The 21,787-nt window shown below is 70.9% G+C and carries 18 protein-coding genes; 9 read left to right on the top strand and 9 right to left on the bottom strand.

The window, feature by feature from the left end:
- The first annotated feature begins 48 nt into the window (after positions 1–48).
- A complete protein-coding gene (locus FDP22_RS10365) occupies positions 49–2,196 on the top strand; it encodes a transglycosylase domain-containing protein (RefSeq protein WP_138572674.1) in 2,148 nt (715 codons plus the stop codon).
- Positions 2,197–2,559: 363 nt separating this feature from the next.
- Here FDP22_RS10365 and FDP22_RS10370 read toward each other — a convergent pair whose 3' ends face one another.
- Positions 2,560–3,465, bottom strand: coding sequence for a cytochrome c (locus FDP22_RS10370; protein WP_138572676.1), 906 nt, complete (start codon positions 3,463–3,465; stop codon positions 2,560–2,562).
- Positions 3,465–3,926 carry a c-type cytochrome gene (locus tag FDP22_RS10375; protein WP_138572678.1) on the bottom strand — a complete coding sequence of 154 codons (462 nt, stop codon included), beginning with the start codon at positions 3,924–3,926 and terminating at the stop codon, positions 3,465–3,467. The genes FDP22_RS10370 and FDP22_RS10375 overlap by 1 nt, the downstream gene beginning before the upstream one ends.
- 276 nt (positions 3,927–4,202) lie before the next feature.
- Between FDP22_RS10375 and FDP22_RS10380 the strand changes: the two genes are divergently transcribed.
- Positions 4,203–4,376, top strand: coding sequence for a YdcH family protein (locus FDP22_RS10380; protein WP_138572680.1), 174 nt, complete (start codon positions 4,203–4,205; stop codon positions 4,374–4,376).
- Between the two features lie 30 nt (positions 4,377–4,406).
- Here FDP22_RS10380 and yddG read toward each other — a convergent pair whose 3' ends face one another.
- The 5 genes from yddG to FDP22_RS10405 all read right to left on the bottom strand — a co-directional run bounded on the left by yddG (position 4,407) and on the right by FDP22_RS10405 (position 9,732).
- Positions 4,407–5,267: an aromatic amino acid exporter YddG gene (gene yddG, locus FDP22_RS10385; RefSeq protein WP_138572682.1), complete on the bottom strand. Its 861-nt coding sequence runs from the start codon at positions 5,265–5,267 to the stop codon at positions 4,407–4,409.
- On the bottom strand, positions 5,264–6,004 hold the full coding sequence (locus FDP22_RS10390; protein WP_138572684.1) for a type 1 glutamine amidotransferase: 741 nt from the start codon (positions 6,002–6,004) through the stop codon (positions 5,264–5,266). The genes yddG and FDP22_RS10390 overlap by 4 nt, the downstream gene beginning before the upstream one ends.
- Before the next feature lie 475 nt (positions 6,005–6,479).
- Positions 6,480–7,202, bottom strand: a complete 723-nt coding sequence (phbB, locus tag FDP22_RS10395) for a beta-ketoacyl-ACP reductase (RefSeq protein WP_138572686.1) — start codon at positions 7,200–7,202, stop codon at positions 6,480–6,482.
- 113 nt (positions 7,203–7,315) lie between these two features.
- Positions 7,316–8,491 (bottom strand): acetyl-CoA C-acetyltransferase, encoded by a 1,176-nt coding sequence (locus tag FDP22_RS10400; RefSeq protein ID WP_138572688.1) that lies wholly within the window; start codon positions 8,489–8,491, stop codon positions 7,316–7,318.
- Positions 8,492–8,580: 89 nt separating this feature from the next.
- A complete protein-coding gene (locus FDP22_RS10405; protein WP_205910772.1) occupies positions 8,581–9,732 on the bottom strand; it encodes an alpha/beta fold hydrolase in 1,152 nt (383 codons plus the stop codon).
- A gap of 351 nt (positions 9,733–10,083) precedes the next feature.
- Between FDP22_RS10405 and phaR the strand changes: the two genes are divergently transcribed.
- Positions 10,084–10,686, top strand: a complete 603-nt coding sequence (gene phaR, locus FDP22_RS10410) for a polyhydroxyalkanoate synthesis repressor PhaR (RefSeq protein WP_205910773.1) — start codon at positions 10,084–10,086, stop codon at positions 10,684–10,686.
- A 210-nt stretch (positions 10,687–10,896) separates the two neighbouring features.
- Here phaR and FDP22_RS10415 read toward each other — a convergent pair whose 3' ends face one another.
- Positions 10,897–12,591 (bottom strand): EAL domain-containing protein, encoded by a 1,695-nt coding sequence (locus tag FDP22_RS10415; RefSeq protein WP_138572694.1) that lies wholly within the window; start codon positions 12,589–12,591, stop codon positions 10,897–10,899.
- 125 nt (positions 12,592–12,716) lie between these two features.
- Here FDP22_RS10415 and FDP22_RS10420 point away from each other — a divergent pair, with 125 nt between their 5' ends.
- Complete coding sequence (locus FDP22_RS10420; protein ID WP_138572696.1) at positions 12,717–13,295, top strand: DNA-3-methyladenine glycosylase I; 579 nt, start codon at positions 12,717–12,719, stop codon at positions 13,293–13,295.
- A gap of 620 nt (positions 13,296–13,915) precedes the next feature.
- On the opposite strand, the gene FDP22_RS10425 is transcribed toward FDP22_RS10420, so the two are convergent.
- Positions 13,916–14,512, bottom strand: a complete 597-nt coding sequence (locus FDP22_RS10425; RefSeq protein ID WP_239031746.1) for a TlpA disulfide reductase family protein — start codon at positions 14,510–14,512, stop codon at positions 13,916–13,918.
- Between the two features lie 34 nt (positions 14,513–14,546).
- Between FDP22_RS10425 and argH the strand changes: the two genes are divergently transcribed.
- The 5 genes from argH to FDP22_RS10445 all read left to right on the top strand — a co-directional run bounded on the left by argH (position 14,547) and on the right by FDP22_RS10445 (position 21,505).
- Positions 14,547–15,941, top strand: a complete 1,395-nt coding sequence (gene argH, locus FDP22_RS10430; RefSeq protein ID WP_138572700.1) for an argininosuccinate lyase — start codon at positions 14,547–14,549, stop codon at positions 15,939–15,941.
- The gene (locus FDP22_RS25145; RefSeq protein WP_277884131.1) at positions 15,938–16,069 is read left to right on the top strand and encodes a lipoprotein; all 132 of its coding nucleotides are present in this window, start codon (positions 15,938–15,940) and stop codon (positions 16,067–16,069) included. The genes argH and FDP22_RS25145 overlap by 4 nt, the downstream gene beginning before the upstream one ends.
- 115 nt (positions 16,070–16,184) lie before the next feature.
- On the top strand, positions 16,185–16,769 hold the full coding sequence (locus FDP22_RS10435) for a putative pterin-binding protein (RefSeq protein ID WP_138572702.1): 585 nt from the start codon (positions 16,185–16,187) through the stop codon (positions 16,767–16,769).
- An 830-nt stretch (positions 16,770–17,599) separates the two neighbouring features.
- Positions 17,600–18,868, top strand: a complete 1,269-nt coding sequence (lysA, locus tag FDP22_RS10440; RefSeq protein WP_138572704.1) for a diaminopimelate decarboxylase — start codon at positions 17,600–17,602, stop codon at positions 18,866–18,868.
- Positions 18,869–18,907: 39 nt separating this feature from the next.
- Positions 18,908–21,505, top strand: coding sequence for a TIGR02302 family protein (locus FDP22_RS10445; RefSeq protein ID WP_138572706.1), 2,598 nt, complete (start codon positions 18,908–18,910; stop codon positions 21,503–21,505).
- Positions 21,506–21,787 lie beyond the last annotated feature (282 nt).

Here is a 21,787-nt window from a genome sequence, read left to right on the forward strand (position 1 = left end):
CTTATCCTGTGCGTTAACCAATAAGCATCGAGCAGACGAAGGCGGGCAATGACGCGTGACAGCAAGACCGGCCGGGCGCGTGAGCGGCCGGCGCCGCGGCATGAGCCGGGGCGACGCAGCAAGGCGGGCGACAAGGCCGCCCGGCCGAAGGCCGCGTCGGCGGCGCGCAAGCCCGGGCTCGTGGAGCGCGGCCTGCGCCGGCTGCTGCGCGGCACCCTGCGGATCGGCTGGTGGGTCGGCCTGCGCGTCGGCCTCATCCTGCTGCTGATCGTGGGCGGGGCCACGGGGTATTTCTACTCCCAGCTGCCGCCGGTGTCCGAGCTTCTGGACGGGCGCACGCGCGGCTCCGTCACCCTGCTGGACCGGGACGGCAACGTGTTCGCCTGGCGCGGAGACCAGTTCGGCGGCCAGGTGCGCGCCTCCGAGGTCTCGCCCTGGCTGCGCGACGCGGTGCTGGCCACCGAGGACCGGCGCTTCTACTCCCACCCCGGCGTCGACCCGATGGGCATCCTGCGCGCCCTCGTGGCCAACATCGCCGCCGGCCACGCGGTGCAGGGCGGCTCCACCCTCACGCAGCAGACCGCGAAGGTGGTGTTCCTGGACAATGACCGGACCATCGAGCGCAAGCTCAAGGAGATCCCCATCGCGCTGGCGATGGAGCTGAAATACGAGAAGAACGACATTCTCTCGGTCTATCTCAACCGGGTCTACCTGGGCGCGGGCACCTACGGGTTCGAAGCCGCGGCGCAGCGCTATTTCGGCAAGAGCGCGCGTGAGGTGAACCCGGCCGAGGCGGCGATGCTGGCGGGGCTGCTGAAGGCGCCCTCGCGCTATTCGCCGACCTCGAATCTCTCCGCGGCGGAGGGCCGGGCCTCCGTCATCCTCGGGCTGATGGGCGAGCAGGGCTATCTCACCCCGGACCAGGTGGCCGATGCGCGCGCACATCCCGCCCGCCTGTCGAGCGCCGCGCAGGCCCGCGCCGGCGGATACTTCGCCGATTGGGTGATGGAGAGCGGCCCGGCCTATCTCACCCGGCAGACCACGGAGGATGTCGACATCCTCACCACCTTCGATCCGAAGATCCAGGCCGCGGCGGAGAGCGCGATCACCCGGGTGTTCGACTCCAAGGTGAAGGAGGGCTCCGAGGCCCAGGCCGCGGTGGTGATCCTCTCCCCGGATGGCGCCGTGCGCGCCATGGTGGGCGGGCGCGACATCAGCCCCACCGCCGGGGCCTTCAACCGCGCCACCCAGGCCACGCGGCAGACCGGATCGGTGTTCAAGCCGGTGATCTACGCCACCGCCATCGTGGCCGGAAAGTCGCCGGAGGACCTGGTGGAGGACGCGCCGCTCACCATCGACGTGCCCGGCTTCGGCGCCTGGTCGCCGAAGAACTACACCCGCTCCTATCTGGGCCACATCACCCTCACCACGGCGCTGGCCAAGTCGATCAACACCGCTGCCGTCCGCGTGTCCGAGGACGTGGGGCGCGACAAGGTGCGGGCCATGGCGCGCCGGCTGGGCATGAGCGGCGACATGGCGCCCGGGCCGGCGCTGGCGCTGGGCACCACCGGGGCGCCCCTGCTGGAGATGACCGGCGTCTATGCCACCTTCCTCAACAAGGGCCGGCAGGCGCGCCCCTACGGCCTGCGCGAGATCCGCCTGCGCGCCGACGGCGCCGAGCTCATGGGCTCGGACCGGGTGGAGCCGGAGGAACTGCTGACCGAGAAGCAGGCCGGCCTCGTCACCTGGATGCTGCGCGAGGTGATCCGGCAGGGCACCGGCCACCGCGCCGCGCTGCCGGACCGCGAGGTGGCGGGCAAGACCGGCACCACCTCGGCGGCGCGCGACGCCTGGTTCATCGGCTTCACCTCCGATTACGTGGTGGGCGTGTGGATGGGCTATGACGACAACCGCCCGCTCACCGGCGTCACCGGCGGCGGCCTGCCGGCGGAGATCTTCCGGGAGACGATGTCGCGGGTGGAGGCCGGCCGCCCGGCCCGCCCGCTGCCCGTGGTCGCGCCGGAGCCGAAATCCCCCGCGCTGCTCTTCGCCGACGACCGCCCGCGCCGCAGCGACCCGGATGCCGACAGCATGACCGGAAGCATCTTCCGCAACGTGCTGGACGGGCTGGGCCTGTCGGACGTGGAGATCACCCCCGGCCGCAGCACCGGGCGCGACGATTCGAACGACCGCTGACCCTCCGCTGGCGGCGCTCCCGGACCGGGGCGCCGCCAGAGCGTCCCGCCAGAGCGTCCCGCCAGAGCGTCCCGCCAGAGCGTCCCGCCAGAGCGTCCCGCCAGAGCGTCCCGCCAGAGCGTCCCGCGCCAGCATGAGGTTTGCCCCTTCTCAGCGGCAGTTCGCGCAGTCTCGCCGATCGCTACAGAGGGCGGCTGCGGACCGGGGCGCAGAGACGCCGGACACGGCTGCGCCGGGGCGGCGGGCTGACACGGCTTCGGGGGGCAGCCCTGATCCGGCCGGAACGCCCGCGCCGGGCGCTCCGGTCGGACCACCCTGCGGGCGCCATGGAGCGCCCGGCCGTCCTTTGCGTATCCGCTCAGGTCAGGGCGCGCCTTCGGGCAGCACCGGCGGCAGTGCCTTGATGTAGGCGGCGAGCGCCGCGCGGTCCTCGGCCGGCAGGGCGGCGGTGTTGCGCACCACGTCGGCCATCGCGCCGCCGACACTGTCGTAATCCGGGGTGAAACCGCTCTCGAGATAATAGGCGATGTCGGAGGCCGACCAGCTCCCGAGCGGCCCCCCGGGGGTGAGGTTCGGAATCCGCCCCGCGCCATCCGGGTTCGGCCCGCCGCCGAGCCAGGCTTCCGTCACCGGCCCGCCGATCAGGTCGCGCCGGGTGTGGCACTCGCCGCAATGGCCCGGGCCCTCGGCGAGATACCGGCCGCGTGCGGCCAGCGGGTCCGCGCCCGGCATCGGCACCACCGGGTCCGGCGAGAGGTAGAGCAGCTTCCACAGCCCGATCGCCCGGTTCACCGAGAAGGGGAAGGGGATGTCATGCGGCGTGTCGGCCCGGTCCGAGGCGGGCAGGGTGCGCAGGTAGGCGAAGAGGTCGCGCAGGTCCTCCACGCGCATGCGCGCGTAGGAGGTGTAGGGGAAGGCGGGGTAATAGTGCCGCCCCTCCGGAGATGTGCCGTGCAGCATCGCGGCGACGAACTGCGCCTCGCTCCAGCCGCCGATGCCGTGCTCCGGGTCAGGGGAGATGTTGGGCACGTGGAAGGTGCCGAACTCCGACACGATCGCCCGCCCGCCCGACAGCACCAGCCGCGCATCGCCCCCCGCGCCCTCCGCGGCATGGCAGGAGGCGCAGCCGCCGATGGTGAACACATGCGCGCCGCGCGCCGCGTCTGCGGTGTAGGCGGGCAGGTCTCCCGCCTCCACCGTCTCGGGCGCGCTGAGCGCCCAGGCCGCTCCGGCCGCGAGGACAAGGGCTCCGGCAGCCAGTTTCAGCATCAGTTGCGCTTGACGCGGTAGTCTTCGTGGCAGGCGCGGCAGTTGGAGGCCACCTTGCCGAACACCGGCTTGAAGGCGTCGAGATCGGCCGGGGCGGCGGCCACGGCCTCGGTGGTGTCGTCGATGAACTTCTGCACCGCGGCGCTGAAACCGGCGGCGTCCTCCCACACCTTCGGGCTGGCGGCGGTGGCGCCGCCGTCGCTGCCCTGCGGGAACATCAGCCCCAGGCCCAGGGCGCCGTTGTTGAAGGTGCGCAGCGCCGCGTCGGCCACGCGGGCATCGTAGGGCGCCTCGCCCTTCATCATCGCCCCGGCGAGCCCCATGGCCTTGCCGATGTTCTCCATCGCGTGCTGGCGCAGCGAAATCGGGTTCGACAGTTCGGCGGCGGGAAGACTGTCCTGGGCAAGGGCGAGCCCGGCCGGGCAGGCAAGAGCGGCGGCGAGAATGGCGGTTCTGAACATGGCGTCCTCCGAAAGGGCTGGCGCGTCGCGGGCCCGCGCGCGTGTGGCCTCTCCCGGATACCCCGGAACCGCCGCGGTGCAAGATCACGATTTATTCAGAATTTCCTCGCTACCCTTGCAGGCGCGGGTCGGAGTGTATTCCTTTATTACGCAACGGGCCGCTCAGCGGGTAATAATCGGCAAGTTGCCGCGCAATGCGCGAAACTCCGCTGATGACACAAAAAAGAATCAATGCTCTAATCAGGGCACGATCAACGGACTGGAGAGGAGTCTTCCATGAGCCTGAGTTCGCATATCTCCCAACTTCAGAGGAAGCACGAGACGCTTTCGCAGCGCATCGAGATGGAGGCGCGCAGCCCCTCCATGGACAACCTGAAACTGACCGAGCTCAAGCGCGAGAAACTACGCCTCAAGGAGGAGATATCCCGCCTTTCGGTGGAGCTCCATTAGGCAGAAGCAGGACTCCCGCCCGGTGCGCCCTCAGCGCCGGGCCGAGCCCCAGGCCGCCAGCGCGGCCCCGCACACAACGAGGAGAGCCGCAAGAGCGAGGCTCTCCTCCGCCGCAGCCACCCCGGTGAGGATGAGCAGCAGCGTGGACAGCAACGGCGCGGCGTAGGACAGCACCCCCAGCAGTTGGATGTCGCCGCGCTTCACGCCCACGTCCCACACGTAGAACGCCAGCCCCACCGGCCCCAGCCCGAGCGCCAGCACCGAGAGCCAGCCCGCGGCCCCCACCGGCCAGGCCGTCTCCTCGAAGGCAAGGTGGAAGGGGACGGAGAGCAGCGCCGTCGCGGCGCAGAACAGCATCACGCAATCGGTGGGCACATCGCCCACCCGGCGGCTGAGCACCGAATATCCGGACCAGAACAGCGCACAGGCGAAGGCCGCAGCGTAGCCCAGGGCATTGCCGGCGCCCAGCGTGTCGCCGCCGCCCAGCAGTACCGCCACGCCGATCAGCGACACCGTTGCCCCGGCCAGGTGCGGCCAGCGCAGCCGCTCGCCGGGCAGGAAGCCGGAGAAGATCACGATCAGCAGCGGCCAGAGATAGGCGATCAACCCGGCCGCGGCCGGCGGCGCGTTGCGCAGCGCGGTGAAGTAGAGCGCGTGATAGCCGAACAGCCCGACGACCCCGAGCGCCCAGACCCTCGGCGCAAGGCGCGGCAGCCGCACCCGCCGCCCTCCGGCCCACATCCAGCCCAGCCCCACCCCGGCCCCGACCGCGAAGCACAGGGCGTTGAGCTGGAACGGCGGCACGGGCGCCGCGCCCACGCTGAACAGCGCGAGCGAGGACCAGAGCAGGATGGCGATGCCGCCGATCAGCGTGGCACGCCTGCGCGTCACGCCGCGCGGGCCGCCAGCGAGCGGCGGAAGCCGGAGAGGATCCAGCGCGGCCAGGGATTGTCGAGCAGCGGCGTCTCCAGGCTGGCGAGGGCCGCGTCCGCCAGCGGCTTCCCGATCGCGGCGCTGTCCCGGCGGTCCTTCACGATGGCGCGCACCACGGCGGGGGAGAACTCCGGATGGCTCTGCACCGAGATCGCCGAGGGGCGCTCGGCGTCGCCATAGGCCACGGCGGCAATCTCGCAGAACGGCGAGGCGCTCAGCACCGTCGCCTCCGCCGGCAGGGCGACCACCTGGTCCTGGTGCACCGCGAGGCCGGTATAGGCCGCGGCGCTGCCCTCCATCCAGGAGGGCCGGTTCACCAAGGGATAGTCCTGCGCGCCCAGGCCCCAGCCCTTCTCGGACTTCACCGCCCGGCCTCCCAGCGCCTCGGCCAGGATCTGATGCCCGAAGCAGATGCCGGCCAGCGGCACCCCGGCGGCCACGCAATCACTGATGAACTGCTTGAGCGGTGCGATGAAGGGGAGGTCGTCGTAAACCCCGTGCCGCGAGCCGGTGATGATCCAGGCATCGGCCTGATGCGGGCCCGACGGCGTTTCGCCATGCACCACGCTCACGGTCTGGAAGCTCAGCCGCGGGTCCTCCGCCAGCAGCATGCGCGCGAACATCGCCGGGTAGCTGCCCTCGGCGTCGACCAGATAGGCGGGGATATCCCCGGTTTCGAGAATTCCGATTCGCATTGCCTGCCTCCATTTGCGGCGCACAATATCGCAATGCGCGGAAGGAGCAATCGGCGCGCGCGCGGGCTTCGCCGCGCGGCCGCACCGGCGCCATGGACGCGCTGAGGCGGCTCAGCCACGCAGGGCGCAGGCGGCGGAAGGCGTGGGGAAAACCCGTAGCGAGAGATCCGAACATCGGCCGCGCGCGGGGCCGCCCGAACGCATCGGCCGGAGACGGGCACAGGCATGTCGGGAGGCGCCCCCCCATGCGCGGCGGCCTGAGCAGGAGGCAGAGGACCGGCAGGCGCGGAGGGGAGAACGGGCCCGGGCGGCAGCCAGCCCTTTCCCCATCTGGCGGAGGAGCCGGCGGGCGGGGCCATCTCCGGGGCAGCGCGGGGCAGGGGCGGGGGCGCAGCGCCCGGCTGCCCGGTGGTTCGGGGCGGCTGCGCGGAAGGCCGCCGCCCCGGGGCGCGCTCAGGCGGAGCGCGCCGCGCCCTCAGGCGAGATACTGCCCGCCGTTCGAGGTGAGCGTGGAGCCGGTGATGAAGCCGGAATCGTCCGAAGCCAGGAACACCACGCAACGCGCGATCTCCTCCGGCTCGCCCAGCCGGCCGACCGGGATCTGCGCGATGATGCTCTCGCGCACCTTCTCGGGCACGGCCATCACCATGTCGGTGGCGATGTAGCCCGGGCAGATCGCGTTCACGGTGATGCCGGCGCGCGCGCCCTCCTGGGCCAGCGCCTTGGTGAAGCCGATGTCGCCGGCCTTGGCGGCGGAATAGTTCGCCTGGCCCATCTGGCCCTTCTGGCCGTTGATCGAGGAGATCGAGATCACCCGGCCGAACTTGCGCTCGCGCATGCCGGGCCACAGCGGGTGGGTCATGTTGAACAGGCCGGAGAGGTTGGTGTCGAGCACCTCGCGCCACTGCTCCGGGGTCATGCGGTGGAACATCGCGTCGCGGGTGATGCCGGCGTTGTTCACCAGGATGTCGACCGGTCCGAGATCGGCCTCGACGGCCGCGATACCGGCCTTGCAGGCCTCGTAATCGGCCACGGACCACTTGTAGGTCTGGATGCCGGTCTCGGCGGTGAACTTTGCCGCGGCCTCGTCATTTCCGGCATAATTCGCCGCGACGGTGTAGCCAGCGTCCTTGAGGGCTTTCGAAATGGCCGCGCCGATCCCGCGCGAGCCCCCCGTAACCAGTGCAACTCGTGCCATTCGTAGGGTTTCCTCTCTGTTAGGCAGTCTTTTTCTATCGTGTTTTTCAAGCGTTTAAACAGTAAATCGGCTTCCGCCGGGGGAAGTTTCCCCGGCGGAAGCCCGCTCAGGCGTCAGGGGCGTTCGACACACATGGCCACGCCCATGCCGCCGCCGATGCACAGCGTGGCAAGGCCCTTCTTGGCGTCGCGGCGCTTCATCTCGAACAGCAGCGTGTTGAGCACGCGGGCGCCGGAGGCCCCGATCGGGTGGCCGATGGCGATGGCGCCACCATTCACGTTCACGATCTCCGGGTCCCAGCCCATGTCCTTGTTCACCGCGCAGGCCTGCGCGGCGAAGGCCTCGTTGGCCTCCACCAGGTCGAGGTCGGAGACCGACCAGCCCGCCTTCGCCAGCGCCTTGCGCGAGGCGTAGATCGGGCCGACGCCCATGATGGTGGGCGAGAGGCCGACCGTCGCGTAGGACACGATGCGCGCCAGCGGCTCGATGCCGCGCTTCTCGGCTTCCTTGTCGGTCATCAGCAGGGCGACGGCGGCGCCGTCATTGATGCCGGAGGCGTTCGCGGCCGTCACCGTGCCGTCCTTCGTGAAGGCGGGGCGCAGCTTCTGCATGCTCTCCAGCGTGGCGCCGGCGCGGATGTACTCATCCTGGTCCACAACGGTCTCGCCCTTGCGGGTCTTGACCGTGAAGGGGGTGATCTCGTCCGCGAAGCGGCCGGCCTTCTGCGCGGCCTCGGCCTTGTTCTGCGACTTCACGGCGAACTCGTCCTGCATGTCGCGGGAGATCTGCCACTGCTCGGCCACGTTCTCGGCGGTCTGGCCCATGTGGTAGCCGTTGAAGGCGTCCCACAGCCCGTCGCGGATCATCGTGTCGATGAAGCTGAGGTCGCCCATCTTCTGGCCGGCGCGCAGATGCGCCGCGTGCGGGGCCATCGACATGCTCTCCTGCCCGCCGGCGACGACGATATCCGCGTCCCCAAGCATCACGTGCTGGCAGGCCAGGGCCACGGCGCGCAGGCCCGATCCGCAGAGCTGGTTGATGCCCCAGGCGGCGGAGCCTTCCGGCAGGCCGGCGTTGATATGGGCCTGGCGGGCGGGGTTCTGGCCCTGCGCCGCGGTCAGGATCTGGCCCATGATGGTCTCGGACACATCCTCGGCCGGAACGCCGGCGCGCTCCAGGACGGCCTTGATCGCGGTCGCCCCCAGGTCATGGGCCGGGGTGTTGGCGAAGGCGCCGTTGAAGCTCCCCACCGCCGTGCGGGCGGCAGAGGCGATCACTACGTTCGTCATGCGTTTCTCCTTTCGGACCCGCGGTGCGGGCTCCCCATCGCAAGTGTTGTGCGGCGCAACATAGTTGCGGGAACCGGGCCTGTCACGGGTCATCTCTGTCTATATTGGTCCCCGTCCGGGGGGTCTGCAAGGAATTCCCTCAACGGGTCCCACACTTCGCGGCGCGCCCGGCTGCCCACGATCATCCCCACATGGCCGGAGTGCGGCTCCCGCAGGCGGGCGCCGGGAATGGCGCGGGCCAGGGGCAGGGTGCTCGCCTGCGGTGCGATCCGGTCGGTGCGCGAGCAGAAGGCCAGCGCCGGCAGGCGGATGCGGGCGGGGTCGATGCGCGTGCCGCTCAGCCACCAGGCGCCCGCTCCGGTGAGATTGCGGATCTGCCAGTCGACGAGGATCTCCACCGCCGCCGGGCCGGGCAGCGGCACCGGGTCGTTCAGCCAGTCCTCCAGCTCCACGAAGCGGCGGGCGCGCGGCGAGCCGGGGTCGAACCGGCCGAAGCGGCGGAACTTCGCCAGGGCGAGCCCCGGGTCCAGCAACGCGAACAGAAGCTGCAGCAGGTCCGAGGGCACGGCGCCGAAGGCCTTGTCCATGGCCATCAGCTCATCGGTGAGGCGCTGGGCACCGTATTCGCGCGCCATGCCGCGCAGGGTGGGGCCCATGCCCGGCCCCCCCTCGAAGCTCCAGGGCGTGCCGATCAGCGCGAGCCCGCGCAAGCTCTCCGGCGCGATCTGCGCCGCCGCCGCGGCCAGCGCGCCGCCCATGCAGTAGCCCAGCAGCGCCACCGGCCCGGCCGCCGCCCGCGCCGCCGCCAGCATCGGCGCCAGCCGCAGGTCATGCCAGGCGGTGAGGTCGAACCCCGCCTCCGCCGGCCCGGGCACCCCCCAGTCGACGAGGAACACCCGCAGGCCGCGCCCCGCCAGATGGCGCACCAGCGAGGTTTCGGCGGAGAGGTCGAGCACATAGGCGCGGTTGATGAGCGAGGGAATGGCGACCACGGCCGGCCCGCGGCCGCCGAAGTCCAGCAGCCGGCTGGCGCCGGATTGCCAGAGCGCCGGCGGGTCGGCGAGGCGGCGGGCATGTGGATGCGTCTGCCAGGCCTCGACGCCGCGCACGAAATCTCCCAGCCGGCGCGCCGCCTCATGCGCCACGCTCACCTGGTCCAGAGGGCCGATCGCGCGGCCCCGGTCGAGCAGGGAGGGCGCCCAGGGAAACCGGTCGTCCCCGGCGAGCGGCGCCAGCGCCACGCCCTTCTCCAGGATCGCGGCGCCCGAGGCGAGGTGGAAGATCAGCGGGCTGGGTGCGCCCGTTCGGTCAGGCGGCGGCGGTCTCCGGCGCGGGACCTTCCTCCGCCAGCCGAGAAATGTTGCGCTCCCAGAGATCGAGGTAGGCAGATGCGCGCTCAGGATCCGCCTCCGCGGACGCCGACCCTTCATCCCGCTGGTCCTCTTTCCGTTGCATTCTAACAGCCTATAACCTGTGGCGGACACTCGCGTATGCAAAAATTGCGTTGCGATGCCACATCGCGGTTGTAAGGTGGTCCTTATCAATGACGGGCACCGGTCTCAACCGGCTGCGGATAGGGGAGGAGCCTCGTGTTGGATGCCGAGAAACAAGCGCCGGTTGTCATCAAGAAATATGCCAACCGTCGGCTTTACAATACTTCGAAATCGACCTACGTGACCCTCGAGCACCTCGCCGAGATGGTGCGCGAAGGCACCGATTTCGTAGTGAATGATGCCAAGTCCGGCGATGATATCACTCATTCCGTGCTCACCCAGATCATTTTCGAGGAAGAATCTCGCGGCCAGAGCATGCTGCCGATCAGCTTCCTGCGGCAGCTCATCCGCCTGTACGGCGACACGCTGCAGGGCTTTGTGCCGGGCTATCTGGAGGCGTCGATGAACACGTTCGCCTCCAACCAGGAGGCGATGCGCGAGAAGGTGCGTGCCGCGCTGGACGCGAATCCCGCCTTCGCGAATTTCGAGACCATGGCACGCACGAACATGGAGTGGTTCGAGAACGCGATGCGGATGTTCGCCCCCTTCGCGGGCGCGGCGCGGGCCTCGGACGCGGAGAAATCCGGCGAGTCCGGTGCCGAGCCGCGGGCCTCCGTCGCGCGCGACACGGAGCTGGAAGACATGAAATCCCAGCTCGCCGAGATGCAGACACAGCTGTCCAAGCTGGTCGGCAAATCCTGACAGCGCGTATCAGCGCGGCCCTGCGTGCCGGATCCCTCTCCGGCACGACCCGAGCCGCGCGCGCGCGCCGTCCGGGCGATGCGCGCGGCCTGACGGCCCGGGCGCGCATCTCTCCCGCCTCCGTCAGGCACGGTCCCTCAAGCGCCCTCTCGGACAGTCAGGCGTCTGCCGCGGGGTCCCCTGGTGCACGGGCGTTCTCGCCGTGCCGTGTCAGGCGCGGCGGGTGTCGGGCGCGGCGCTGTCATCGCTCCGGTACCAGTCCTTCCGGATGCTGGGGCGGCCGAAATGGTAGCCCTGCAGGCAGTCCACCCCCATGGCGGTGAGGCGGGCCGCGTCCTCCGCGGTTTCGACGCATTCCGCCACGGTGAACATGCTGAAGTGATCGGCGATCGAGACCAGCGTGCGCACCAGGATCTGGTTGTCCTCGCTCGCGCTGATGCCGCGCACGAAGCTCCCGTCGATCTTCACCACGTCGAAGCGGAAATCGCGGAAATGCCGGAACGAGGTGTAGCCGGCGCCGAAGTCGTCCAGCGCGAAGGCGCAGCCGAGATCGCGCACCCGCGACATGAAGTCGAGCGTGCGCAGCGGGTCGATGATGGCGGAGGATTCGGTGATCTCCAGGATCAGCCGCTCCACCGTGTCCGGCGCGGTGGCGGCGGCGGCCTCCAGCAGCGCCAGCCAGTCCGCATCCTGCATCGACTGGGGCGAGAGGTTCACCGACAGCCGCAGCGTCGGGGATTTGCGCAGCGCTTCGAGGGCGTGGCGCAGCACCGCGCGGTCGACCTGGCGCACGAGGCCGAGGTTCACGATCGCGGGCATGAAGCTGCCGGCCGGGATCTCGGCGCCGTTCGCGTCGAGGATCCGGGCGAGGCATTCGTGGAAGGCCACCGTGCCGGAGCTGCCGGCGCGCACCACCGGCTGGAAGGCGAGGGCGATCCTGTCCTCCACCAGCGCGTCCATCACCAGCCGCGCACTGCTGGTGATGCGGTTGCGCTGCAGGCTCTGGCCGTGGTCGCCCCGGGCGAACTGCAGCGCCTCGATGCGGCCGAAGCGGCCCTCGTCGAAGGCGACCAGCGCCTCGGCCAGCGGGTCCTCCGGCAGGGTGGCGCCGCAGGGCGTGTGCGACACCCCGGCGGAGACGGTGACGGCCACCGGCCCGGAGCCGGTTTCGATGGTCTGCCGTCCCACCGAGGCCATGACGGCGCGCAGCCCCTGCGTCACCTCCTCCGGCGAGACGCCGGAGACCGCCAGCCCCACCTTCGACCCCGCCACCCGGGCGCAGGTGACCCGGTCCGGGCGGCTGCGGGCGATGCGGGCGAAGACTTCCTCGATGATCTCGTCGGTCACGTCCGCGCCGAGGGCGCGGTTCAGGTCGCGCAGGTTGTCGACGCCGACCACGACGTAGTAGCGGTCATCCGCGAGCGGGGCGGTGGCGAGGTGTTCGCGCAGCCGCGCCCGGGCGGCCCGGGCCTCCTTTGCCGGCGAGAGGGCGGGGTGGGCCGGCGCGAAGCTGCCTTGCAGGCCCAGGTCCGCGCGCGGCGGCGGAATGCGGCGCAGCATGCCGTTCAGCCGCCGGCTGCCGGGACTGCCCTGGCGGCGCAGAGTGTCCTCGAACCAGGCCAGCGTGACCGGCCCGCTGGGCACCGCGAAGCGGAAGCTCCGCGTTTCGCCCGCCCGGGCGCGCAGGGCCCAGGCGACGCGCTCCGCGCCGTCCGCGCGCAGCCCGGAGAAGGCGAGGCCGCAGCTCACCCGGCCCAGGCCCGGCACGTCCGGCACCGCGTCGCCCGCGCCCATCCAGCGCATGGCATCGCTGCCCAGGTCCCATTCGTACAGGCGCACGCCGAAGCCCTCCAGAACTTCGACGGGCGTTGCCCCGTCCTCCGACCCGCCATCCTCGTGCGTCATGATCTCCGGCCCCTTCCCGCGCCACCTGACGCACACCTACGCCTGAAATCCTTTCGCTTTGTGAATCGGAGGAGGGTGTTCTATGTCCGTTCCGGACACCATCTCGCCCGGGGAAGGACGAACCGATGACCGATGAAAGCCGCTGCACCTGGTGCGGGACCGACCCGCTCTACATCGCCTATCACGACACCGAGTGGGGTGTGCCGGAGCGCGACGGCCGCGCGCTCTACGAGAAGCTGATGCTGGACGGGTTCCAGGCCGGGCTGGCCTGGATCACCATCCTGCGCAAGCGCGAGAACTTCCGCCGCGCCTTCGAGGGGTTCGAGCCCGCGCGCATCGCCCGCTGGGGCGAGGCGGAGGTGGCGCGTTGCCTGGCCGACCCCGGCATCGTGCGCCATCGCGGCAAGATCGAGGCCGCCATCGACGGCGCCCGCGCCTGGGAGCGCATCGAGGCGCGCGAGGGGTTCTCCGACTTCCTCTGGAGCTTCGTGGGCCCGGCACCGCTGCAGCCCGCCCGGCCCGACATGGCCGCCGTGCCCACCGAGACGCCCGAATCCCGCGCCATGTCGAAGGCGCTGAAGGCGGAGGGCTTCCGCTTCGTCGGCCCCACCATCGTCTATGCCTTCATGCAGGCGGTGGGCATGGTGAACGACCATGTGGTGACCTGCCACCGCCACGCGGCGCTTGCCGGCCCGGGCGCGTGATGCGCCGGGGGGGCGACAGCGGAGGCCGCTCCGCCGCGCATGACCCTTCGGGGACAGCGCTGCGCTTCGTGCCCGGCGTGCAGTGCTTCGTGCCCGGGCTTTTCCGGGGCTGAGCGACCGGCCGCAACGTGGAGCGGTTCGGTTGCCAGGGGTGTTTGTGGAGGGCGGGGATTGTATCGCGCCAGGCGTGCCGCTCGGGCGGGCTATCTGCCGGGTACACCCATGAGCTTTCTGATGGCGGGGGTCATCGGGGACAGCGACCCCGCAAGCCCGGGCGCGGGCCTGTGCATCATGCTGCCCAGTTGCCCGTTCCGGTAGTGCGTTTGAAGGCGGGGGCGCCCAGCCGTGGCCGGCCGGGGAGCGACCGTCCGGGCATGTGGCGGGGCCGGAGGGGGGGGCTCCCGAGCGGCATCCCGATGTGGCCGAGGGATGTCGGCGCGCCCGCGGTGCCTGAGATATGTGTCTCGTGCCACCGTTCGGGCCCGGCTCCCGCGCCGGGGCCGGGCGCCCGTCCCGCGCAGGCGGGATCGTTTCCCGAGCGGGGGCTCGATGCCCCCCGAGGGGAAGGCTTCCTCAGGGCTGGCGCTGCCGTTCCGAACCCCGGACCGCGGGGGCGGGCCTCAGGAGGCCGGCTCGCCCGCGATCAGCGCCTCGATCAGGGCGCGGGCCTCCGGCGCGGCCCAGTCCGCGCCGCCGGTGAGCCGGCCCAGTTCGCGGCCCTCGCGGTCGAGGATCAGCGTCACGGGCAGGCCCAGCACGCCGGCCTGCCGGCCGAGGGCGGCGCGCTGGTCGGTGTGGCGGGGCAGGGCGTCGATGCCCTCGTCCTCCATGAAATCGGCGATCTTCGCGGGGTTGTTCGGCCCGGTGGCGATGGTGAGCACGGTGAAGTCCGGCCCGCCCAGGTCCTTCTGCAGGGCGTTGAGCTGCGGCATCTCCTCCCGGCAGGGCGCGCACCAGGTGGCCCAGAAATTCACCAGCACGATCTTGCCGGCCTCGTCGGCCAGGCTGCGGGTCTCGCCGCTCTCTGTGCGGAAGGTCGCATCATAGCTGCGCCCGGGGGCGTCGAGCAGCGCGAGCTTGCGCATGTCGCCCGCCAGCCCGGCTTTCAGGCTGGCCAGCAGCGCCGGGGTCACCTCTCCGGCGGCTGCAGGGTTTGCGCCGGCCAGCGCCGCCGCGTATAGCATGACGGCAATCAGGGGGGCCCGGAGCTGCTTCATGGCGCCCCTTCCTTCTCGTGTACAGGAATGCGGTATGACAAAGGACAGATCCTCGAACCAGATGTGGGGCGGGCGCTTCGCCTCCGGCCCCGACGCGATCATGGAGGCGATCAATGCCTCCATCGGTTTCGACAAGCGTCTGGCGCGACAGGATATCGAAGGCTCCCGCGCCCATGCCGCGATGCTGGGCGCCACGGGCATCCTTACGGATAGCGATGTGGAGGCGATCCGGGAAGGGCTGCTCACGGTCTTGTCAGAGATCGAGGCCGGAAGTTTCACCTTCCGCGCCGATCTCGAGGACATCCACATGAACGTGGAGAACCGCCTGCGCGAGCTGATCGGCGATGCCGCCGGCCGCCTGCACACCGCGCGCTCGCGCAATGACCAGGTGGCGCTCGACTTCCGCCTCTGGGTGCGCGACCAGCTCGACGCGCTGGAGGGTGCGCTCACCGCGCTGATGTCCGCCTATGTCGCGCAGGCCGAGGCGGGCGCGGACATGGTGATGCCCGGCTTCACCCATCTGCAGACCGCCCAGCCGGTGACCTGGGGCCACCACATGCTCGCCTATGTCGAGATGTTCGCGCGCGACCGCTCCCGCGTGCGCGACGCGCGGGCGCGGATGAACGAGAGCCCGCTGGGCGCCGCCGCCCTCGCCGGCACCTCCTTCCCCATCGACAGGCACATGACGGCCCAAGCGCTGGGCTTCGACCGGCCCTCCGCCAACTCGCTCGACGCGGTGTCGGACCGGGACTTCGCGCTGGAATTCCTCTCCGTCGCCTCCATCTGCGCCACGCATCTGTCGCGCTTCGCCGAGGAGCTGGTGATCTGGTCCTCCGCGCAGTTCCGCTTCGTCACCCTGTCGGACCGCTTCTCCACCGGCTCCTCGATCATGCCGCAGAAGAAGAACCCGGACGCGGCCGAGCTGGTGCGCGCCAAGGTGGGCCGGATCAACGGCGCGCTGGTGGGCCTGCTCACGGTGATGAAGGGCCTGCCGCTCACCTATTCCAAGGACATGCAGGAGGACAAGGAACAGGTGTTCGACGCCGCCGACAGCCTGATGCTGGCCCTCGCCGCCATGGAGGGGATGGTGCGGGACATGACCCCGCGCGCCGAAAACCTGCGCGCCGCCGCCGGCTCCGGCTTCTCCACCGCGACGGACCTCGCGGACTGGCTGGTGCGCACCCTCGACATGCCGTTCCGCGAGGCCCATCACGTCACTGGCACGCTGGTGCGCATGGCCGAGGACCGGGGCTGCGACCTGCCGGACCTCTCGCTGGAGGACATGCGCTCGGTGAACGCGGGAATCACGCAGGGCGTGTTCGAGGTCTTGGGTGTGGACAACTCCGTCGCGAGTCGGGCAAGCTATGGGGGAACATCACCCGCGGGCGTTCGTGCGCAGGTTGCGCGCTGGAAAGAGGATCTCGCATGATACGCTACGCCGGGCTTGTGTTCCTCGCGGTGGTCATGGTGCTGGCCGGCTGCGGCAAGAAGGGCGACCCCGTCGCCCCCAGGCCGCCCGCCGGGCAGCAGGAACCGGCACCGGGAGCCATCCAGTGAGGGGCCCCGGCCGGTCCTGATTCTCGCTCGGCCCGGATCGAGGCTCCCTCACCCGTAGCAACAGGGAAGGCGACCGGCGCGGAGCATATCGCGCGGTCGCCAGGGAGTTTCGATCATGTCTGCCATTTTTCTCAAATTTCGTGGTTTATGCATTGCGGCGACGCTGGCCCTTGCCGGCGGCAGCCTCGCCCTGAGCCTCACGGGCCGGGAGGCCGCGGCCCAGCAGGCCGGGCCGGTGATCCTCACCGTCACCGGCGACGTGAGCAAGCCGAACCGGGGCGGCTTCGACCCCGGGGTCGACAAGTTCTTCGAGCACAACGCGGTGGAGTTCCGGGAGGGGACGGGCTTCGACTACCTGAGCCTCGAGAAGCTCGACATGATCAAGGTGCGCGCCGACTTCCCCAAGGGCGGTGACGAGCACGAATACGAGGGGCCCAGCATTGCCTCGGTCCTCGAGGCGGCGGGCGCGGACGGCGACACGGTGACCGCCATGGCCCTGGACGGCTACGCGGTGGAGGTGCCGGTGAGCTACCTCGTGCGCAACGGCGCCATCCTCGCGCTGAAGCGCGACGGCCATCCGATGGCGATCGGGGGCTTCGGCCCGACGCAGATCGTCTTCCCCCGGGCCGAACGCGACGACCTCAAGGAAATGAACGACGACTACTGGATCTGGTCCGTGTTCCACATGAAGGTGCAGTGACGGCACCCTTCCCGCAAGCGCCCCGCCCGCGCGGCGGGGCGCTTGCGGGGCCTGCCTTGCCCCGCAGGGGCAGGGTCGCAAGTCGCCCCGCGGGGGCAGGGTCGCAAGTCGCCCCGCGGGGGCAGGGTTCGTGAAGCGCCCCGCAGGGGCAGGGTCGTGAGGTGCTCCGCAGGGGCAGCATTCGTGAGGTGCCCCGCGGGGGCAGCGTTCGTGAGAAGCCCCGCAGAGGGGCAGCGTCCGCGAGATGCTCCTGAACGGCAAAGTTCAGGGTTTCCCGATCGCCGATGGCCTTGAGGCTGGTCGAAAGGGCTCCGCTCAGGGGTGCTGTCCCGGGTCTCCTGCACCAACCCGCAGGTTCTGCTTCGGACCGACCGGCCGGGGCGCTTGCGGGATCCGGGTCGATCGGACACCTGACCGAGGCGTCCCGCGCCCTGCGGCGAGGTCGTCGCGCGCGGCGCCCACCGCAACCGGAGGAGCCTTCCCCTCGGGGGGCATCGAGCCCCCGCTCGGGAAACGGTCCGCCGGGGCGGACCGGGCGCCCGGCCCGGCGGGCGTCGCGATCCTGCCGGCCGTGCCCGGCGCGTGAGGGGGCGGAAGGCACCGGTGCGGGGCGCCGGCCGGCGTGACTGCGGCGCAGGCATGCGACGGGCCGGCGGGCCGCGCGCCGCCAACGGGGTTGAAACGGGCCCGGCCGCGGGCTAACCGTCTCGCTTCGGATCGAGGGACCGGCGGGGCCCGCACGGCGCACCCGTGGCTCCGGACACCAGTTTCCCGACCGCGGGCGCCCGCCGCGCCTCCGGTCGCTTCTCTTGCCGGGGCGTGCGCAGACGATGGACCATTTCACTTACCGCAACGGCATCCTGCATGCCGAGGATGTCGCCCTGCCGGAGATCGCGGCGGCGGTCGGCACGCCGTTCTACGTCTACTCCAGCGCCACGCTCACCCGCCACTACCGGGTGTTCGAGGAGGCGCTGGCGGGCATGGACCACCTGATCTGCTACGCGATGAAGGCGAATTCCAACCTCGCGGTGCTCAAGCTGCTGGGCGACCTCGGCGCGGGCATGGACGTGGTCTCGGGGGGCGAGATCGCCCGGGCGCAGGCCGCGGGCGTTCCGGGCAGCCGCATCGTCTTCTCCGGCGTGGGCAAGACCCGGGCCGAGATTGCCCAGGCGCTGAGCATCGGCATCCGCCAGTTCAACGTGGAGAGCGAGCCGGAGCTGGAGGCGATCTCCGAGATCGCCACCGCCATGGGCACCAGCGCGCCGATCGCCATCCGGGTGAACCCGGACGTGGACGCGAAGACCCACGCGAAGATCGCCACCGGCAAGTCCGAGAACAAGTTCGGCATCCCGATCACCCGCGCGCCGGAGGTCTATGCCCGCGCCGCCACGCTGCCGGGGATCGAGGTGATCGGCATCGATGTGCACATCGGCTCGCAGCTCACCGAACTCGCCCCCTACGAGGCCGCCTTCACCAAGGTGGCCGACCTCACCCGCACCCTGCGCGCCGCCGGCCACGACATCCGCCGGCTGGACCTGGGCGGCGGGCTCGGCATCCCCTACACCCGCACCAACGAGGCTCCGCCGCTGCCCTTCGACTACGGCGAGGTGGTGCGCCGCACCGTGGGAGACCTGGGCTGCCAGATCGAGATCGAGCCGGGCCGGCTGATCGCCGGGAATGCCGGGCTGCTGGTCTCCGAGGTGCTCTACGTGAAAGAGGGCGAGGGGCGGCGCTTCCTGATCCTCGACGCGGCGATGAACGACCTCATCCGCCCGGCGATGTATGACGCCCATCACGACGTGCTGCCGGTGGTCGAGGCCGCACCGGGTATCGCCCCGGAACCCGCCGATATCGTGGGCCCGGTCTGCGAAAGCGGCGACACGTTCGCGAAGGGCAGGGCGATGCCGCCGCTCGCGGCCGGGGCGCTGGTCGCCTTCCGCTCCGCCGGCGCCTATGGCGCGGTGATGGCCTCGGAATACAACTCCCGCCCGCTGGTGCCGGAAGTTCTCGTCAGGAACGATCACTTTGACGTGGTCAGGGCACGTCCGTCCATTGAGGAAATGCTTTCCCGCGATACGATACCTTCGTGGATGGGCTGAGTCGGGACTTCTCCCCTCGCCCGTCGATTGAGAGGTGCAATGACGGGTGAGACGCAGGCGACCCCCTCCTCCCGGCCCTCCCGGGGCCTGAACTCCTCGGCGCGCGCGGAGGCCGGCGACGGTCTCACGCGCCTGCGCAAGCGGATCGACCAGACCCGTGCATCCCTCGCCATCGAGCGGGTGACACAGGCCTTCTGGCCGGTGTGGAGCATTGCCTTCCTCGCCTTCGCCCTCGTGCGGCTGGAGCTGATCGGGCTGCTGCCGGAATGGCTGCGCCTCCTCGTGCTTCTCGCGCTGGTGGCCGGATTCGGCTGGGCGCTGGTGCGCGGCATCCGCGGCTTCCGCTGGCCGCGCCGGGGCGATGCGGTGCGCCGGCTGGACGACGAACTGCCCGGCCGCCCGGTGGCCGCGCTGGGAGACCGTCATGGCCTCGGCCGGGATGACCCGGCAGCCCGCGCCATCTGGCAGATCCACATGGCGCGCGTCGCCGCGCAGGCGGAACGCGCGCGGGCCCGCTTCCCCGACATCAACCTCGCCGCGCGTGACCCGCGCGCCCTGCGCTACGGCGCGCTGGTGCTGTTCCTGGCCGCCGCTCTGTTCGGCTCCGGCACGGTGCGCGAGCAACTCGACCCCCGCTCGGTGCTGCCCGCCGCCGGCGCCGGGGAGACAGGACCGGTTCTGGAAGCCTGGGCCAGCCCGCCGGCCTACACCGGCCGCCCGGTGGTCTACCTCACCGAGTTCGGCGCCGACACGCTGGAACTGCCCGCCGGCAGCACTGTGACCCTGCGCCTCTACGGCGGCACCGCCACCCCGACCCTCACCGAGGAAGTTTCCGGCGCGCCCGTTCCGGCCAGCTTCACCGGCGATCCCGGCCTCGCGGAGGCGGAATTCACCGTCACCCGGGCGGGCCAGGTCACCGTTGCCGACGGGGGGGACACACTGGGCCGCTGGAGCTTCACCGTCCTCCCCGATTCCCCGCCCCAGATCGCGCTTGTCGAACCGCCCAGCCGCACCTCCGAGGGCGCCGCGCAGTTCCTCTACCGCGGCGCGGACGATTACGGCATCACCTCGGCCTTCGCCCGGGTGACCCTGGACCTTGACCGGATCGAGCGCGCCCATGGCCTGATCCCCGATCCGGAGCCGCGCGAGCCGATCGAGTTCGACCTCGCCCTGCCGCGCACCGGCGTCGCGAAGGAGTTCGAGGAGCGCGAGATCGTCGATCTTTCCCAGCATCCCTGGGCCGGCCTGCCGGTGAAGGTGGTGCTGCACGCCCGCGACGCCGCGGGGCAGGAAACCGTCTCCGCCCCGAACGAGGTGGTGCTGCCCGGCCGCCGCTTCTACGAGCCGCTGGCGCGCGCGCTCGTCGAACAGCGCCGCGACCTCCTGTGGAGCGAGCAGAACGCCGCCCGGGTGAGCCAGCTCCTCAAGGCGATCTCCCACCGCCCGCAGGACATCTTCGACAACACGAAGGCCTATCTCGCCACCCGGACCGCCATCCGCCGGCTGGACTACGCGCGCGAAAGCCGCTCCGTGGCCGAGCGGCGGCCGGAAGTGGCCGAGATGCTCTGGCACGCGGCCCTTCTGGTGGAGGAGGGCGACCTCTCCTCGGCGCAGGAGCGCCTGCGCCGCGCGCAGGAGCGGCTGTCCCAGGCGCTCGACGACCCCGAGTCCTCCGACGAGGAAATCGCCAACCTGATGCGGGAGATGCAGCAGGCCATGCAGGATTACCTGCAGGAGATGATGCGCCAGGCGCTGGAGAACCAGCAGCAGAACCCGCAGGACCAGGATCAGGCCCAGGCCGACCCGAACATGTCCATGCAGGACCTGCAGGACATGATCGACCGCATGAACGAGATGATGGAGAACGGCCAGCGCGCCGAGGCCCAGGAGCTTCTCCAGCAACTGCAGCGCCTGATGGAAAACCTGCAGATGACCATGCGCAACGGCCAGCCCCAGCCCGGGCAGGGCGAGCAGATGATGCAGGGCTTGCAGGACCTGATGCGCGAGCAGCAGCAGCTCGGCGACCAGACCTTCGAGGAACTTCAGCGCCAGTTCGGCCAGCAGGGGCAACAAGGCCAGCAGGGGCAGCAGGGCGAGGGCCAGCAGCAGGGCGACGGCAGCGGCGCCCTCGGGCGCCAGCAGGAGGCGCTGCGCCAGCTGCTGGAGCAGTTGCGCCGCGACATGCCCCAGGGGGGCGTTCCCGGCCAGGAGGGCCAGGACCCCGCGGAGAGCGCCCGCCGTTCGCTCGAACAGGCGGAACGCGACATGGGCTCCGCACGCGATTCACTGGAGAATGACGATCCCGGCGGCGCGGTGGACGACCAGGCCCAGGCGCTCGACAACCTGCGCGAGGGCATGCGCTCGCTGGACGAGGCGATGCGTCAGCAGGCCCAGAACCAGCAGGGCTCGCCCGGCGGTCGGGAGCGCGCGGAGAGCGGTCCGGACGAGTCACGCGACCCGCTCGGCCGGCCCACCGGCGCACAGGGCGATTCCGACGGCAATGACGTCCACATCCCCGGCACGGAGGCCTGGAAGCGCTCCCGCCAGTTGCAGGACGAGATCCGCCGCCGCGCCGGCGAACAGGAGCGCCCGGAGCCTGAGCTTGACTACCTCCGCCGCCTGCTCGATCGCTTCTGAGACCTGACCTGACCTGACCTGACCTGACCTGACCTGACCTGACCTGACCTGACCTGGGCGCAGTCGCGTCATGTTCCGCCGGTGGAGGCAGCAGGAAGGGCCACGGGCAACCCGTCGCATCCTGTGCGTCGTGCCGGATGGGTCCGCTTGTGCCCGGGGCCACATGCCGCTCTGTTCGGCCCCGCAGGGGAGTATCGAGCGAGGGAGAGGCACGTTGCCCGGTCAGCCGGGAAGGGCGCGCGGCTGGTGGTCTGCGGCACCGCCCGGTCAAAGATTTCATGC

The sequence above is a fragment of the Paroceanicella profunda genome (genome assembly GCF_005887635.2).
Taxonomy (GTDB): domain Bacteria; phylum Pseudomonadota; class Alphaproteobacteria; order Rhodobacterales; family Rhodobacteraceae; genus Paroceanicella; species Paroceanicella profunda.

Bases quoted from the DNA above. Each gene is read 5' to 3' on its own strand.
- FDP22_RS10365 (WP_138572674.1), top strand. From the start codon at position 49: ATGACGCGTGACAGCAAGACCGGCCGGGCGCGTGAGCGGCCGGCGCCG.
- FDP22_RS10370 (WP_138572676.1), bottom strand. From the start codon at position 3,465: ATGCTGAAACTGGCTGCCGGAGCCCTTGTCCTCGCGGCCGGAGCGGCC.
- FDP22_RS10375 (WP_138572678.1), bottom strand. From the start codon at position 3,926: ATGTTCAGAACCGCCATTCTCGCCGCCGCTCTTGCCTGCCCGGCCGGG.
- FDP22_RS10380 (WP_138572680.1), top strand. From the start codon at position 4,203: ATGAGCCTGAGTTCGCATATCTCCCAACTTCAGAGGAAGCACGAGACG.
- FDP22_RS10390 (WP_138572684.1), bottom strand. From the start codon at position 6,004: ATGCGAATCGGAATTCTCGAAACCGGGGATATCCCCGCCTATCTGGTC.
- phbB (WP_138572686.1), bottom strand. From the start codon at position 7,202: ATGGCACGAGTTGCACTGGTTACGGGGGGCTCGCGCGGGATCGGCGCG.
- FDP22_RS10400 (WP_138572688.1), bottom strand. From the start codon at position 8,491: ATGACGAACGTAGTGATCGCCTCTGCCGCCCGCACGGCGGTGGGGAGC.
- FDP22_RS10415 (WP_138572694.1), bottom strand. From the start codon at position 12,591: ATGACGCACGAGGATGGCGGGTCGGAGGACGGGGCAACGCCCGTCGAA.
- FDP22_RS10420 (WP_138572696.1), top strand. From the start codon at position 12,717: ATGACCGATGAAAGCCGCTGCACCTGGTGCGGGACCGACCCGCTCTAC.
- FDP22_RS10425 (WP_239031746.1), bottom strand. From the start codon at position 14,512: ATGAAGCAGCTCCGGGCCCCCCTGATTGCCGTCATGCTATACGCGGCG.
- argH (WP_138572700.1), top strand. From the start codon at position 14,547: ATGACAAAGGACAGATCCTCGAACCAGATGTGGGGCGGGCGCTTCGCC.
- FDP22_RS25145 (WP_277884131.1), top strand. From the start codon at position 15,938: ATGATACGCTACGCCGGGCTTGTGTTCCTCGCGGTGGTCATGGTGCTG.
- FDP22_RS10435 (WP_138572702.1), top strand. From the start codon at position 16,185: ATGTCTGCCATTTTTCTCAAATTTCGTGGTTTATGCATTGCGGCGACG.
- lysA (WP_138572704.1), top strand. From the start codon at position 17,600: ATGGACCATTTCACTTACCGCAACGGCATCCTGCATGCCGAGGATGTC.
- FDP22_RS10445 (WP_138572706.1), top strand. From the start codon at position 18,908: ATGACGGGTGAGACGCAGGCGACCCCCTCCTCCCGGCCCTCCCGGGGC.